Annotated in this window: 14 protein-coding genes and 1 other annotated feature; of the genes, 7 read left to right on the plus strand and 7 right to left on the minus strand. The window is 54.5% G+C overall.

What is annotated here, in order from left to right; genetic code table 11:
• Nucleotides 1-17 precede the first annotated feature (17 nt).
• The 5 genes from maa to acrA all read right to left on the minus strand — a co-directional run bounded on the left by maa (nt 18) and on the right by acrA (nt 6274).
• Nucleotides 18-569, minus strand: a complete 552-nt coding sequence (gene maa / locus ACOTX3_RS15420) for a maltose O-acetyltransferase (protein WP_013095888.1) — start codon at nt 567-569, stop codon at nt 18-20.
• Nucleotides 570-778: 209 nt separating this feature from the next.
• Complete coding sequence (locus ACOTX3_RS15425; RefSeq protein ID WP_013095889.1) at nt 779-997, minus strand: HHA domain-containing protein; 219 nt, start codon at nt 995-997, stop codon at nt 779-781.
• 27 nt (nt 998-1024) lie between these two features.
• Nucleotides 1025-1399 (minus strand): Hha toxicity modulator TomB, encoded by a 375-nt coding sequence (gene tomB, locus ACOTX3_RS15430; protein ID WP_008499288.1) that lies wholly within the window; start codon nt 1397-1399, stop codon nt 1025-1027.
• 512 nt (nt 1400-1911) lie between these two features.
• The gene (gene acrB / locus ACOTX3_RS15435; RefSeq protein ID WP_013095890.1) at nt 1912-5058 is read right to left on the minus strand and encodes a multidrug efflux RND transporter permease subunit AcrB; all 3147 of its coding nucleotides are present in this window, start codon (nt 5056-5058) and stop codon (nt 1912-1914) included.
• 22 nt (nt 5059-5080) lie between these two features.
• On the minus strand, nt 5081-6274 hold the full coding sequence (acrA, locus tag ACOTX3_RS15440; protein WP_023620093.1) for a multidrug efflux RND transporter periplasmic adaptor subunit AcrA: 1194 nt from the start codon (nt 6272-6274) through the stop codon (nt 5081-5083).
• A 141-nt stretch (nt 6275-6415) separates the two neighbouring features.
• Here acrA and acrR point away from each other — a divergent pair, with 141 nt between their 5' ends.
• Nucleotides 6416-7069 carry a multidrug efflux transporter transcriptional repressor AcrR gene (acrR, locus tag ACOTX3_RS15445; protein ID WP_013095892.1) on the plus strand — a complete coding sequence of 218 codons (654 nt, stop codon included), beginning with the start codon at nt 6416-6418 and terminating at the stop codon, nt 7067-7069.
• 113 nt (nt 7070-7182) lie between these two features.
• Nucleotides 7183-10530: a mechanosensitive channel MscK gene (mscK, locus tag ACOTX3_RS15450; RefSeq protein WP_038418817.1), complete on the plus strand. Its 3348-nt coding sequence runs from the start codon at nt 7183-7185 to the stop codon at nt 10528-10530.
• Nucleotide 10531: 1 nt separating this feature from the next.
• Here the strand turns inward: mscK and rsmS are convergent, their stop codons facing one another.
• Entirely contained in the window at nt 10532-10717 is a 186-nt protein-coding gene (gene rsmS / locus ACOTX3_RS15455) for a pleiotropic regulatory protein RsmS (protein WP_058679162.1), read from the minus strand.
• A gap of 12 nt (nt 10718-10729) precedes the next feature.
• A complete protein-coding gene (priC, locus tag ACOTX3_RS15460) occupies nt 10730-11257 on the minus strand; it encodes a primosomal replication protein N'' (protein WP_020685008.1) in 528 nt (175 codons plus the stop codon).
• Nucleotides 11258-11307: 50 nt separating this feature from the next.
• Between priC and ACOTX3_RS15465 the strand changes: the two genes are divergently transcribed.
• The 5 genes from ACOTX3_RS15465 to recR all read left to right on the plus strand — a co-directional run bounded on the left by ACOTX3_RS15465 (nt 11308) and on the right by recR (nt 15396).
• Entirely contained in the window at nt 11308-11685 is a 378-nt protein-coding gene (locus ACOTX3_RS15465) for a DUF454 family protein (protein ID WP_013095896.1), read from the plus strand.
• 151 nt (nt 11686-11836) lie between these two features.
• A complete protein-coding gene (gene apt / locus ACOTX3_RS15470) occupies nt 11837-12388 on the plus strand; it encodes an adenine phosphoribosyltransferase (protein WP_000127359.1) in 552 nt (183 codons plus the stop codon).
• Between the two features lie 88 nt (nt 12389-12476).
• A complete protein-coding gene (gene dnaX / locus ACOTX3_RS15475) occupies nt 12477-14405 on the plus strand; it encodes a DNA polymerase III subunit gamma/tau (RefSeq protein WP_058679161.1) in 1929 nt (642 codons plus the stop codon).
• Nucleotides 13735-13799 (plus strand) — a sequence feature (DnaX frameshifting element). (Overlaps the previous gene by 65 nt.)
• A 53-nt stretch (nt 14406-14458) precedes the next feature.
• Nucleotides 14459-14791, plus strand: a complete 333-nt coding sequence (locus ACOTX3_RS15480) for a YbaB/EbfC family nucleoid-associated protein (RefSeq protein WP_003858972.1) — start codon at nt 14459-14461, stop codon at nt 14789-14791.
• Nucleotides 14791-15396 carry a recombination mediator RecR gene (gene recR / locus ACOTX3_RS15485; RefSeq protein WP_013095898.1) on the plus strand — a complete coding sequence of 202 codons (606 nt, stop codon included), beginning with the start codon at nt 14791-14793 and terminating at the stop codon, nt 15394-15396. The genes ACOTX3_RS15480 and recR overlap by 1 nt, the downstream gene beginning before the upstream one ends.
• Nucleotides 15397-15479 lie beyond the last annotated feature (83 nt).

Below are 15479 nucleotides of genomic sequence, written 5' to 3' on the forward strand. Positions count from 1 at the left end.
GTTGACTCCCCACATCCTCACAGCATTTTGATAATTTTCGCCGGATTACCCCCGACGACGGCATTGGCCGGGACATCTTTTGTCACCACAGCGCCGGAGGCAATCACCACATTATCCCCCACCGTGACGCCCGGGTTAATCACCGCTCGTCCCCCAATCCAGACATTATTGCCAATGCGTACGGGTTTACCGTATTCCACTCCGCTGTTGCGTTCTTCGGCATCCAGCGGGTGGGTGGCCGTATAAATATGCACGCCTGGCGCGAGCATACAGTTATCACCAATATGAATGGGGCAGACATCGAGCATCACGCAGTCGAAGTTAGCGTAAAATTCTTTGCCCAGGAAAATGTTATAGCCATAGTCACAACGGAAAGCTGGCTCAATATAAGCCCCTTCACTTTGCCCCAGCAGTTCCGCCAGAATCTTCTGGCGTTCTGTTTTCTCATCGGGGGCGGAGTGGTTATAGCGGTGAACCAGATGGCGGGCGCGCAGTCGGTCGGCCCGTAATGTTTCATCACCAGGACGGTAATGTTCACCCGCAATCATTTTCTGTTTTTCTACGCTCATAGGATGCCTCTCTGGGTTTGATTACCGCAGGGTAATCGGGATAAGCCAGGAAGGGAACGTTCCCGAAAAGCGCGTGTGACTAAAGTCACAACATTGTTGCTAATGATCACGTTTTACACGGAGACCTGGCTCTAACACCGGGATCGTAATTCGAAAGGTATAAACAACTAAGAGAGTGGCGTAGAACCTCTACAGACACACTGCAACAACTAACGGACAAATTTCCACACGGAAGGCGGGATTTTGTCATACAGTTTATTCATGGTCAGCTCGGCAAGACGATGGTCAGCGGCTGAATAAAATACGGTCAGTTCATTATCAGAAAGCTCGTATTTATTTTTTTCAATCACGCGTTCGAGTGTGTCAATTGACTGACAACGTCGTAAGCGCATCAAATAATCGGTTTTTGTGAGTGGTTTATCAGACATAAATTCACCTTAGTCATTGTAATAATTTTAACAGGAAAGGCTAACCGGGTTAGCTCTGCTCACGTTGACGAAACAGCGGAATAGCCGGTTTCCAGATTTACGCCATTTCTGCAAATCCTGCGCGTTAATGCCGTAGCTGCTGAACAACATAAAGGTGTCATCCAGGTATTCGTCAATTTGCTCAATCAGTTTATTATCTTCATTGTACTTAATTTTATAATTAAGTGCGAAGGTCGCGATATGCTCTATCAACTCATTCAATTGCAAATTGATGGCCGATGTTGGATCGTTCACCCAGCCATGATTACTTTCATCAAGATTGGCAAGGCAGTCATGGTACAAGGATTCGCAGAGAAATTTCAACTGCGCGATATCATGCCTTTTTGGCGAGTACTCGTCCATAGCGCATCCCCTTCTGAGTGATTTCTTACTCACCGAACATCATTGTCGGGATGGATACAACCTACTTAGCTCTACGGGTGCTGTGCTCCTGTTCACTCTAACTATAAGCCACTCTGATCAGGATTTCACCGCGCTATTACGAAAAATTACAATTAAAATCAGAGTCTGCGAGCGTTTACGCAATAGTACATCCTAAGATGAACACTTTTATCCAAATTAACGCTGGTTTTTTTTCGCTTCCTTACGTTTCATTGATTTAGCGTAAACACGCGGAAAAAGTCCGGATTCAGAATTTTCTTTGTATGGACTTGTTATTAGGAATATTCCTAATAAGTTAAGCGGCGAAATGGAATTAAAACAATCCTGAGTTCGCCCATTAAGTTTTCTGCTAATTATGATATGCCTTTTAAACATGGCATAAAATAAATAAAACGACAATAAGCGTATTTTATGATTTTTTTCAGAAATGAAAAAGGCCGCTAATGCGGCCTTTTTATCATGTGAAACCGGTATCAGTGAGGTTCTACCGAATGACTGTGTTCAATATCTTCATTCTTCCGGCTGAAGCGGCGGCGAACCACCACGAAGAACACCGGTACGAAGAAGATAGCCAGTACGGTCGCGGTGATCATACCGCCCATTACCCCGGTACCTACCGCGTTCTGTGCGCCGGAACCCGCACCAGAACTGATAACCAGCGGCAGTACCCCGAGGATAAATGCCAGTGAGGTCATCAGAATAGGACGCAGACGCATACGAACAGCTTCAAGCGTGGCTTCGATCAGGCCTTTACCTTCTTTCTCCATCAGATCTTTGGCGAATTCGACGATAAGTATCGCGTTCTTCGCCGACAAGCCAATGGTTGTCAGCAGGCCTACCTGGAAGTACACGTCGTTGGTCAGCCCACGGAACGTTGCGGCCAGCAGCGCACCGATAACCCCCAATGGCACCACCAGCATAACGGAGAACGGAATTGACCAGCTCTCATACAGTGCCGCCAGACACAGGAACACCACAATCAGTGAAATGGCGTACAGGGCAGGGGCCTGGTTACCGGACAGACGTTCCTGATAGGACATACCGGTCCAGTCATAGCCAATACCCGCAGGCAGCTTGCTGGCTAACTCTTCCATCAGGTTCATGGCTTCACCGGTGCTTCGACCTGGCGCGGCCTGACCCAGAATTTCCATGGATGGCAGCCCGTTATAACGTTCCAGACGCGGTGAACCGTATTCCCAGCGCGACGTCGAGAAGGCTGAGAACGGCACCATCTGGCCATCGCTGCCGCGAACGTACCAGTTGTTGATATCGTTCGGCAACATACGGTATTGCGCTTCAGACATCACGTACACTTTCTTCACACGACCGCGGTCGATGAAGTCGTTAACGTAGCTACCGCCCCAGGCTGCGCCCAGTGTGGTGTTGATGTCGCTGATGGATACACCCAGCGCCTGCGCTTTCTCCTGGTCGATGTCGATCTTGTACTGCGGCGTATCTTCCAGGCCGTTAGGACGCACGCCGACCAGCAGATCAGGGTGTTTAGCCACTTCGCCAAACAGCTGGTTACGCGCCTGAGTCAGTTTCTCGTGGCCCAGACCGCCCTGGTCAATCAGCTGGAAGTCGAAACCGGTCGCCGTACCCAGTTCAACGATCGCTGGCAGGTTAAAGGCGAAGACCATCGCATCTTTAATCTGCGAGAAGGTGCCCATTGCACGGCCGGTGATCGCCTCAACCTTGTTCTCTTCGCCCGGACGTTCAGACCAGTCTTTCAGCGAAACGAAGGCGATACCGGTGTTCTGGCCACGACCCGCAAAGCCAAAGCCGTTAACCGCAAACACGGATTCAACGTTCGCTTTTTCTTTGGTGAGGTAGTAATCCGTCACTTCATCCAGCACTTTCTGGGTACGTTCTTGCGATGCACCCGCCGGAAGCTGCGCCATCGTCAGGAATACGCCCTGGTCTTCATCTGGCAGGAACGAGCTTGGCAGACGAACGAACAGATAGGCCATGCCCACCACGATGATGATATAGAGCAGCAGATAACGACCGGTGCTGCGCAGAATGTTCCCCACGCTGTCGGTATAGTGGTGCGTGCTCTTATCAAACATGCGGTTAAACCAGCCGAAGAACCCTTTGTGCTCGCCGTGACCGCCTTTCTGAATCGGTTTCAGCATGGTTGCACACAGCGCAGGCGTCAGGATCAACGCCACCAGCACCGACAGCGCCATCGCAGAAACGATAGTGATGGAGAACTGACGGTAAATCGCACCGGTAGAGCCCCCGAAGAAGGCCATCGGAATAAATACGGCGGACAGCACCATCGCGATACCGACCAGCGCGCCCTGGATCTGGCCCATGGATTTACGGGTTGCTTCCTTCGGCGGCAGACCTTCTTCCGCCATGACGCGCTCGACGTTTTCTACCACCACGATGGCGTCATCCACCAGCAAGCCGATGGCGAGCACCATCCCGAACATCGTCAGGGTGTTTATCGAGTAGCCAAATATTGCCAGTATGGCGAAGGTTCCGAGCAAGACGACCGGTACGGCGATGGTTGGAATCAGCGTCGCGCGGAAGTTCTGCAGGAACAGATACATCACGAGGAAGACCAGGATGATCGCTTCTACCAGGGTTTTAACCACTTCGTGAATCGAAATTTTAACGAATGGCGTGGTGTCATACGGATAAACGATCTTCAGACCTGACGGGAAGAACGGTTCCATCTTCTTCAGTTCTGCACGGATAGCCGTTGCGGTGTCCAGGGCGTTAGCACCGGTCGCCAGTTTGATACCCAGACCGGAAGCCGGTTTGCCGTTAAACTTCGCAATGATGTCGTAGTTTTCGCCACCCAACTCCACCTTTGCCACGTCACGCAGGCGAACCTGCGAACCGTCCTGATTCACTTTCAGCAGAATTTTGCTGAATTCATCGGCGGAGGTCAGACGGGTTTGCGCGATGATGGACGCGTTAAGCTGCTGGCCTTTCACCGGCGGCGTACCGCCTAACTGACCGGCTGCAACCTGGGCGTTCTGCGCTTTAATCGCGTTGATGACGTCAACCGGCGTCAGCTGGAAGTTGTTCAGTTTGTTCGGGTCCATCCAGATACGCATCGCGTACTGGGAACCAAACAGCTGAACGTCACCCACACCTGAAGTACGGCTGATGGCGTCCTTCATGTTGGCGCCCACGTAGTCGGAAATATCCTCCTGCGTCATGGTGCCGTTGGTGTTGATAACGCCAACAACCATCAGGAAGCTACTGGACGATTTCTCGACGCTCACACCCTGCTGTTGTACTTCCTGCGGCAGCAGCGGCATCGCCAGCTGCAGTTTGTTCTGCACCTGAACCTGCGCGATGTCAGCATCAGTACCAGACTCGAAGGTCAGGGTGATCTGAACCGTACCGGTGGAGTCACTGTTTGAGGACATGTACATCAGGTTATCGATACCGTTCATGTTCTGTTCGATAACCTGCGTAACGGTATCCTGCACCGTTTTCGCATCCGCCCCCGGGTAGGTTGCGGAGATCGTCACCGCCGGTGGCGCAATGGTCGGATATTGCGCAACAGGCAGCTTCAGGATCGCAAGTCCCCCGGCCAGCATGATAATAATGGCGATCACCCATGCGAATATGGGGCGATCGATAAAGAAATTAGGCATGTCTTAACGGCTCCTGTTTAAGTTAAGACTTGGTTTGTTCTGACTGGCCAGCGGCCGAAGCTTGTTGTTTATCGTCAGACTTCACTTCCTGTGCTTTAACCTGCGCGCCAGGACGAACTTTTTGCAAACCAGTAACAATCACGCGATCGCCATCTTTCAGACCGTCCGTCACCAGCCATTTATCGCCAATCGCCTGCGTAGCAGTGATATTGCGCATTTCGACTTTGTCACCAGCGCCAACAACCAGTGCGCTCGCATCGCCGCGTGGCGTACGGGTCACACCCTGCTGTGGAACCAGAAGTGCGGTTGGGTTAGTGCCTTCTTCCAGACGTGCGCGAACGAACATACCTGGCAACAGGGTGTGGTCAGGGTTCGGGAAGATCGCACGTAAGGTGATGGAACCGGTGGTCTGGTCGACCGTTACGTCAGAGAATTCCAGCGTACCCGCCTGTGGATATTTGATGCCGTCGTTAGTGACCAGCTCCACTTTGGCTTTGCCGTTCTCCTGCTTCAGGGTGCCGTTTGCCAGCTCTTGTTTCAGTCGCAGGAAATCGTTGCTGGACTGCGTCACGTCAACGTAGATCGGATCAAGCTGCTGCACGGTTGCCATCGCTGTGGCCTGACCGTTTTGCACCAGTGCCCCTTCGGTCACGGAGGACTTACCAATACGACCGCTGATAGGGGAGGTCACTTTGGTATAGGCCAGGTTGATGCGCGCGGTTTCGACAGCTGCTTTTGCTGCCACAACGGCCGCGTTAGCCTGCTGTGCATCCGCCAGGGCTGTGTCGTAGTCCTGTTGGCTGATGTACTGCGTACCGAGCAGTTTTTTGTAACGATTCAACGTCAGCTGAGAGATTTTGGCCGCCGCTTCCGCTTTCGCCAGGTCGCCTTTCGCGCTTTCATACGACGCCTGATACGTTGCGGGATCAATCTGATACAGAGACTCACCGGCTTGCACATCGCCGCCTTCGGTAAAGTTACGTTTCAGGATAATGCCGCTCACCTGAGGACGAACTTCTGCAATGCGATAAGCACTTGTGCGGCCAGGCAATTCGGTGGTGATCTGAAGAGGTTCGGATTTGAGCGTCACAACGCCAACTTCTGGCATCTGCTGCGCTCCTTGTTGAGCCTGTTTGTCGTCACATCCTGTAAGCGCTAAGCTGCCTGAGAGCATCAGAACGACCGCCAGAGGCGTTAACCCTCTGTTTTTGTTCATATGTAAACCTCGAGTGTCCGATTTCAAATTGATCAATGGTCCTGAGTCCAAAAACCCATTGCTGCGTTTATATTATCGTCATGCTATGGTACATACATTCACAAATGTATGTAAATCTGACGCCTGTAAATTCACCCACTTATGGCACGAAAAACCAAACAACAAGCGCTTGAAACCCGACAACACATTCTGGATGTGGCAATCCGCTTATTTTCTCAGCAAGGTGTTTCGTCAACCTCGCTGGCACAGATTGCTCAGGCCGCTGGCGTTACGCGGGGAGCGATTTACTGGCATTTTAAAGACAAGTCAGATCTGTTCAGTGAAATCTGGGAGCTTTCAGAGTCCAGCATTAGCGATCTCGAGAGTGAGTATCGGGCAAAATTCCCTGACGATCCACTCTCAGTATTAAGAGAAATATTAGTATATATCCTTGAAGCGACGGTAGTTGAAGAGCGCCGTCGGTTAATGATGGAAATTATTTTCCATAAATGTGAGTTTGTGGGAGAGATGGCTGTCGTGCAGCAGGCGCAACGCAGCCTCAGCCTGGAAAGCTATGACCGCATTGAACAGAACCTGAACCAGTGCATGCAGGCTAAACTGCTACCGGCCAATCTCCTGACCCGCCGGGCGGCTATTCTGATGCGCAGCTACATTTCGGGCCTGATGGAAAACTGGCTTTTCGCCCCGCAATCCTTTGACTTAAAAGCGGAAGCCCGCAGCTACGTGGCGATTTTACTGGAAATGCTACAGCTCTGCCCGACGCTGCGCAGCGACGCGCCTTCGCTCACTGCCTGAGCCATTTCCAGGATTTATCTCAGAGGCTCACGTTCGCGCTATTCTGCTTCAGGCGAGCGTGATATTCTGCACGCCGGACTATTTTCGGTCATCTTCTGACATCACTCACGACTATGCTGCACACCAATCGCTCGCAACATCCTGTTCTTGCACTACTCTTCGCGACGCTGTTTTTCTTCGCAACGGCACCGCTTTCCTGGGCCCGCGCCGATAACGGCAATGACATTCCATCACGTGCTGATGTTCAGTCGCAGCTCGACGCCCTGAATAAACAAAAAGATCTCACGCCTCAGGACAAACTCGTTCAGCAGGATCTGACGGAAACGCTGGAATCACTGGATAAAATCGATCGCGTTAAAGCGGAAACCACCCAGCTTCGTCAGAAGGTGGCGCAGGCGCCTGAAAACATGCGTAAAGCAACGGATTCGCTAAATGCCCTGAGCGACGTGGATAACGACGACGAAACGCGCAAAACGCTGGCAACGCTGTCGCTGCGTCAGCTGGAGTCGCGCGTCGCACAACTGCTCGACGATCTGCAAACTGCACAGTCGGATCTCGCCACCTACAACAGTCAGCTTGTCTCTTTGCAGACTCAGCCCGAGCGCGTACAAAACGCGATGTACGCCGCGTCTCAGCAACTGCAGCAAATCCGCAATCGCCTGAACGGCACCACGGTGGGTGAAGGCACGCTGCGCCCGACGCAGCAAACGCTGCTGCTGGTTCAGCAGTCGTTACTGAATGCGCAGATTGAACAGCAGCGTAAAAGCCTGGAAGGGAATACGGTGCTGCAGGACACGCTACAAAAACAGCGTGATTACGTGACCGCCAACATTAACCGTCTGGAACATCAGCTTCAGCTATTGCAGGAGGCGGTGAACAGCAAGCGCCTGACGCTGACGGAAAAAACCGCCCAGGAGGCGGTATCGCCGGACGAAACCGCCCGCATCCAGGCCAATCCGCTGGTGAAGCAGGAGCTCGATGCGAACCATCAGCTGAGCGAGCGCCTGATTCAGGCGACCGAAAACGGTAACTCGCTGGTTCAACAGAACATTAAAGTTAAAAACTGGCTGGACCGCGCGCTCCAGGCGGAACGTAACATCAAAGAGCAAATTGCGGTGCTGAAAGGCAGCCTTCTGCTGTCACGCATTCTTTATCAGCAACAGCAGACGCTGCCCTCTGCCGACGAGCTGGAGGACATGACCAACCGCATTGCGGATTTACGTCTGGAACAGTTTGACGTCAACCAGCAGCGCGATGCCCTTTTCCAGAGCGATACCTTTGTCGCCAAAATAGAAGAGGGCCACTCCAGTGAAGTGAACCCGGAAGTGCACGACGCACTGTTGCAGGTGGTGGATATGCGCCGCGAGCTGCTTGACCAGCTCAATAAACAGCTGGGTAACCAGCTGATGATGGCGATTAACCTGCAGATCAACCAGCAGCAGCTGGTGAGCGTTTCTAAAAGTCTGCAGGAGATTTTAACCCAGCAGATTTTCTGGGTTAACAGCAACAAACCGATGGACTGGGACTGGGTTAAATCCTTCCCCGAAACGCTGAAAACGCAGATTAAAAGCATGAAAATCACCGGGAACTGGGAGAAAGCCTGGCCCGCGGTGATGATTGCCTTCCTGGCGGGATTACCGCTGCTGCTGATTGCGGGCGTGATCCGCTGGCGTCTGGGATGGCTGAAGAACTATCAGGCGAAGCTGGCCTCAGAAGTGGGGCAACTGCGAAATGACAGCCAGCTGCATACGCCAAAAGCGATTCTGATCGATCTCATTCGCGCGCTGCCGGTGTGCCTGATCATCCTGGCGGTTGGCCTGATCCTGCTCACCATGCAGCTCAACGTCAGCGATTTGCTGTGGGCTTTCAGTAAAAAGCTGGCCCTGTTCTGGCTGGTGTTTGGTCTGTGCTGGAAGGTGCTGGAAAAAGACGGCGTGGCGGTGCGTCACTTCAATATGCCGCAGCAACTGACCAGCCACTGGCGTCGTCAGATTGTCCGCATCAGCCTGGCGCTCCTGCCGCTGCACTTCTGGTCGGTGGTTTCCGAGCTTTCTCCGCTGCATCTGATGGATGACGTTCTGGGTCAGCTGGTCATTCTGCTGAACCTGCTGTTGATTGCCATCCTGATGTGGCCGATGTGCCGCGATAGCTGGCGTGATAAAGAGTCCCACAACCTGCGCCTCGCCACCGTCACGGTGCTGGCAATCATTCCGCTGGCGCTGATGGTGCTCACGGCGACGGGCTACTTCTACACCACGCTGCGCCTGTCCGGCCGCTGGATAGAAACCGTCTATCTGGTGATTGTCTGGAACCTGCTCTACCAGACCGTGCTGCGCGGCCTGAGCGTGGCGGCTCGCCGTATCGCTTATCGCCGCGCCATTGCGCGTCGTCAGCATCAGGTGAAAGAGGGCGCCGAAGGCGCGGAGCCGCAGGAAGAGCCGACCATCGCGCTGGAGCAGGTTAACCAACAGACGCTGCGTATCACCATGCTGGTGATGATTGCCCTGTTCGCGGTGATGTTCTGGGCCATCTGGTCTGATTTGATTACCGTCTTTGCCTATCTCGACAGTATCACCCTCTGGCAGTACAGCGGGACCGAAGCAGGCGCTGCGGTGATGAAGAGCGTCACCATGGGCAGCCTGCTGTTTGCGGTAGTGTCGTCGATGGTGGCCTGGGCGCTGATTCGAAACCTGCCGGGTCTGCTGGAGGTGCTGGTGCTGTCGCGCCTGAACCTGCGTCAGGGGGCGTCCTATGCCATTACCACCATCCTCAACTACGTCATTATTATTGTCGGGGCGATGACGGTCTTCGGCTCGCTGGGCGTGTCATGGGACAAACTGCAGTGGCTGGCGGCAGCGCTCTCTGTGGGTCTCGGTTTTGGCCTGCAGGAGATTTTCGGTAACTTCGTTTCCGGCCTGATCATCCTGTTCGAACGTCCGGTGCGAATTGGCGATACGGTGACCATCGGGACCTTCTCCGGTACCGTCAGCAAGATCCGCATTCGTGCGACCACTATTACCGACTTCGATCGCAAAGAGGTGATCATCCCGAACAAAGCGTTCGTGACCGAGCGTCTAATCAACTGGTCGCTCTCTGATACGACGACGCGTGTGGTGATCCGCCTCGGCGTAGCCTACGGTTCGGATCTGGATAAGGTGAAAGAGGTATTGCTGAAGGCCGCAAAAGAGCATCCAAAGGTTATGCACGAGCCGGCGCCAGACGTCTTCTTCACCACCTTCGGGGCGAGCACGCTGGATCACGAGCTGCGTTTATACGTGCGTGAGCTTCGCGATCGCAGCTACACCGTGGATGAACTGAACCGCTCCATCGACCGTCTGTGCCGTGAAAACAATATCAATATTGCTTTCAACCAGCTTGAGGTTCACCTGCATAACGAGAAAGGTGACGAGCATACGGAAGTGAAGCGTGAGATTAAGGGTGACGATCCGACTCCCGCCTGAACTATTTTCCCTCTCCCTGTGGGAGAGGGTTAGGGTGAGGGCAACCGGCCTTCACCTTTCCCTCAAAATCCCGCCGCATTATCTCCAGCGCCTTCAGCACCGTCTCAGCCGGGATCTCATGATTCTCCAGCAGCATAATCAAATCGACGGCCAGTTTGACCTCATCGGGGGCATTTTCCAGCGACATGTGTGGCTCCTTTTAACGGGTCAGGCGTTCAATGACGCGTTCGATCTCATCCAGCGCCTGACGGCAGCGGACAAGACGTCCATCCAGCGCGTCGATTTCGCGCATCAATAATTGCTGCTCTTCCAGCGTTTCACTGTTGTTCAGACGTGCTTCCCGCTCGCGCTTCATCTCAAACAGACGGCGTTCAAACTCCTGGTGCTCCAGCCGTTTGCGCTGCCATTTACCGAGGCCGGGCGACGCGCTATCCCACGTACGCAGGGGCCAGGCTGCGATCTCCCGGTGCAAGGCGGTGATCTGACTGGTGAGATGCTCCGCAAGCCAGGCCACCTGCTCATGTTTACCGTCATTCACGGCCTGTCGCAGTTCGTCGAGGTTGGTCTGCGCCTCATCAAGATAGTCTTTCATCAGCGTACTTCGCGTATGAAATAACTGCCGGTCAAAGCGCGGTTTGAGCGTCGCATGCTGCATCAACGGTGACGCCTGCGTGCGCAGGGCAACGAGCTGATTTTGCAGCGTCTCTAAAAGCAGGGCTATTTTCAAGGCGCGCTCCAGTGGTAAAGTAGCCGTTCAGTTTGATAACGATTCGCATTATGCAGCGTACTATTTTAATCATCATTGGCTGGCTCGCGGTAGTGTTAGGCACTCTGGGCGTGGTTTTGCCACTTTTGCCCACGACGCCGTTTATTCTGCTGGCAGCCTGGTGTTTTGCCCGCTCATCCCCGCGTTTTCATCACTGGCTGCTGTATCGCTCGTGGTTTGGCGGCTATCTGCGCCACTGGCAGAAACACCGGGCCATGCCGCCTGGCGCAAAGCCGCGTGCGATTGCAGTCATCCTCATCACCTTCGCCATTTCATTATGGCTGGTGAAAATGATGTGGGTGCGGATCCTGCTGCTGGTTATCCTGACCTGCCTGCTTATCTTCATGTGGCGGATCCCCGTGGTTGATGAAAAGCAACAAAAGCACTGAAGCCTTATAATGGCTGTTGCAATTATTGCGCGCAGCCAGTAAATTCGACCGTTTTCGAGCACAGGCGCGCCTGGTTAAAGGTTAAACAATTGTTACCTTTACCGCCTCTTTGCGCGCTGTGAGTAACACTGTTTCATTTAGGCACAAACCGATGACCGCAACTGCACAGCAGCTTGAATATCTGAAAAACAGCATCAAAAGCATCCAGGACTATCCAAAACCTGGCATTCTTTTCCGTGATGTCACCAGCTTGCTGGAAGACCCGAAAGCGTACGCGCTCAGCATTGAACTGCTGGTAGAGCGTTATAAAAACGCCGGGATCACCAAAGTAGTAGGTACCGAAGCCCGTGGCTTCCTGTTTGGCGCACCGGTGGCGCTGGCAATGGGCGTAGGTTTTGTGCCAGTGCGTAAGCCGCGCAAACTGCCGCGTGAAACCATCGCGGAGAGCTATGAGCTGGAATACGGCACCGATCAGCTGGAAATCCACGTCGATGCCATTAAGCCTGGCGACAAAGTGCTGGTGGTGGACGATCTGCTGGCAACCGGTGGCACTATCGAAGCGACCGTGAAGCTGATTCGTCGCCTGGGTGGTGAAGTGACCGATGCGGCCTTCATCATCAATCTGTTCGATCTGGGCGGCGAACAGCGCCTGGAAAAACAGGGTATTACCAGCTACAGCCTGGTGCCTTTCCCGGGTCATTAATCCCGTTTCTCACAACCTCGCTCAATGGGTGAGGTTGTGATAGCATTCCCCTCCATTAATTCACCTTCCAGCGTTGCAGAGCCTGCCCATGAGTTATCAGGTGTTAGCCCGTAAATGGCGACCACAAACCTTTGCCGACGTTGTCGGTCAGGAACATGTGCTGACGGCCCTGGCGAACGGCTTGTCGCTAGGTCGTATCCATCACGCCTATCTCTTCTCCGGTACCCGCGGCGTCGGTAAAACCTCTATTGCCCGTTTGCTGGCAAAAGGTCTGAACTGCGAAACCGGGATCACCGCCACGCCGTGTGGCGTGTGTGACAACTGCCGTGAGATCGAGCAGGGGCGCTTTGTCGATCTGATCGAGATCGACGCCGCCTCGCGCACCAAAGTTGAAGATACCCGTGACCTGCTGGATAACGTGCAGTACGCCCCGGCGCGTGGCCGCTTCAAGGTCTATCTGATCGATGAAGTGCACATGCTGTCACGTCACAGCTTCAACGCCCTGCTGAAAACGCTGGAAGAGCCGCCTGCGCATGTGAAATTCCTGCTGGCGACCACCGATCCGCAAAAGCTGCCGGTGACGATTCTGTCGCGCTGTTTGCAGTTCCATCTGAAGGCGCTGGACGTTGAACAGATCCGTACTCAGTTGGAACACATTCTTGACGAAGAGAACATTGTCCACGAGCCGCGCGCCCTGCAACTGCTGGCCCGTGCAGCGGACGGTAGTCTGCGCGATGCGCTCAGTCTGACGGATCAAGCCATTGCCAGCGGTGACGGTAAACTGTCGACGGAGGCGGTCAGCACCATGCTCGGCACGCTGGACGACGACCAGGCGCTGTCCCTGATTGAAGCCACGATCGCCGCGAACGGTGAGCGCGTCATGTCGCTGGTGAATGCCGCTGCAGCCCGTGGCGTCGAGTGGGAAGCCCTGATGGTCGAGATGCTTAGCCTGCTGCACCGTGTAGCGATGCTGCAGCTCTCTCCGTCAGCAATGGGGGCGGATATGGCGGCCATTGAACAGCGGATGCGTGAACTTGCGCGAACCGTGCCGCCTGCTGACGTACAGCTTTATTACCAGACCTTGCTGATTGGCCGTAAAGAGCTGCCGTTTGCGCCGGATCCTAGAATGGGCGTTGAAATGACGCTGCTGCGTGCGCTGGCGTTCCACCCGCGTATGCCGCTGCCAGAGCCTGAAGTGCCCCGGCAGTCATTCGCCCCGACCGCCCCGACGGCAGTGATGTCGCCGCAGCAGGTGCCAGCACAGCCGGCAGCGCCGCCGCCGCAAAATGTACCGCTGTCGGATGCCACCAGTTCGGTGCTTGCCGCCCGCAGCCAGTTGCAGCGAGCGCAGGGAGCAACCAAACCAAAAAAGAGTGAACCGGCAGCGCCAGGAAGAGCGCGGCCGGTTAACAACGCCGCGCTTGAACGACTGGCCTCGGTAACGGAGCGCGTACAGGCGCGCCCGGCACCGTCCGCGCTCGAGCAAAAAGCCCCGGTGAAAGAAGAGGCTTACCGCTGGAAGTCGACGACCATCGTCGAAGAGGTGAAGAAAGAGGTTGCCACGCCAAAAGCGCTGAAGAAAGCGCTGGAGCATGAAAAAACACCGGAGCTTTCCGCGAAGCTCGCGGAAGAGTCTATCGCGCGTGACGCCTGGGCCGCGGAGGTCAGTAAACTGCATTTGCCTAAGCTGGTCGAGCAGGTCGCGCTGAATGCCTGGAAAGAGCAGGACGGTAATCAGGTGCGTCTGCATCTGCGTCCTGGTCAACGGCATCTGAACTCCCCCGGCGCACAAAAAGCGCTGGCGGAGGCGCTGGCCACATTGCAGGGTGCACCGGTTGAATTGACTATCATTGAAGATGATAATCCGGCGGTGCGAACGCCACTGGAGTGGCGCCAGGCCATTTATGAAGAGAAACTCGCGCAGGCGCGTGAGTCGATTATTGCGGATAACAACATCCAGACCCTGCGCCGGTTCTTCGACGCCGATCTGGATGAAGAGAGTATTCGCCCCATTTGATCGTGAGTCTGACTTACGGTTGTCATCGTTAAACGTGAAAGAGAGAGAAGCCTATGTTTGGTGGAAAAGGCGGTCTGGGTGGCCTGATGAAGCAGGCTCAGCAGATGCAGGAAAAAATGCAGAAGATGCAGGAAGAGATCGCTCAGCTGGAAGTCACGGGTGAATCCGGTGCCGGTCTGGTCAAGGTGACCATCAACGGTGCGCATAACTGCCGCCGCGTTGAAATCGATCCAAGCCTGCTCGAAGACGACAAAGAGATGCTGGAAGATCTGGTTGCAGCCGCGTTCAACGATGCCGCTCGCCGTATCGACGAAACCCAGAAAGAGAAAATGGCCTCTGTATCCAGCGGTATGCAACTGCCGCCGGGCTTCAAGATGCCGTTCTGATGCAAACCAGTCCGCTGCTCACGCAGTTAATGGAAGCGTTGCGCTGCCTGCCGGGCGTAGGCCCGAAGTCGGCGCAGCGTATGGCGTTTACGCTATTGCAGCGCGACCGCAGCGGCGGGATGCGCCTGGCGCAGGCTCTGACCCGCGCCATGTCAGAGATTGGTCACTGTGCGGATTGCCGTACTTTTACCGAGCAGGACGTCTGTAATATTTGCTCGAATCCGCGTCGTCAGGAGAACGGTCAGATTTGCGTGGTGGAGAGTCCGGCGGACATCTATGCCATCGAACAAACCGGGCAGTTTTCTGGCCGCTATTTCGTGCTGATGGGGCATCTCTCCCCGCTGGACGGTATTGGCCCGGATGATATCGGTCTTGATCGCCTTGAACAGCGTCTGGAGTCCGAGACCATCAAAGAGGTGATCCTCGCCACCAACCCCACGGTGGAAGGGGAGGCAACCGCCAACTACATCGCCGAGCTGTGCGCGCAGTACGGTGTTGACGCCAGCCGTATCGCTCACGGCGTGCCGGTTGGCGGCGAGCTGGAGATGGTTGACGGCACCACGCTGTCGCACTCTCTGGCCGGACGTCACAAGATTATTTTCTGACCAAACGGAGGCGGCATTCGCAGCCTCCGCTTGAAAATTTCCCTGCTTATCCCCATCTCTCCCTCAACGTTTTACAACCCCAT

It is taken from the genome of Enterobacter cloacae complex sp. IR5384 (genome assembly GCF_049237265.1).
Classification (GTDB): domain Bacteria; phylum Pseudomonadota; class Gammaproteobacteria; order Enterobacterales; family Enterobacteriaceae; genus Enterobacter; species Enterobacter cloacae.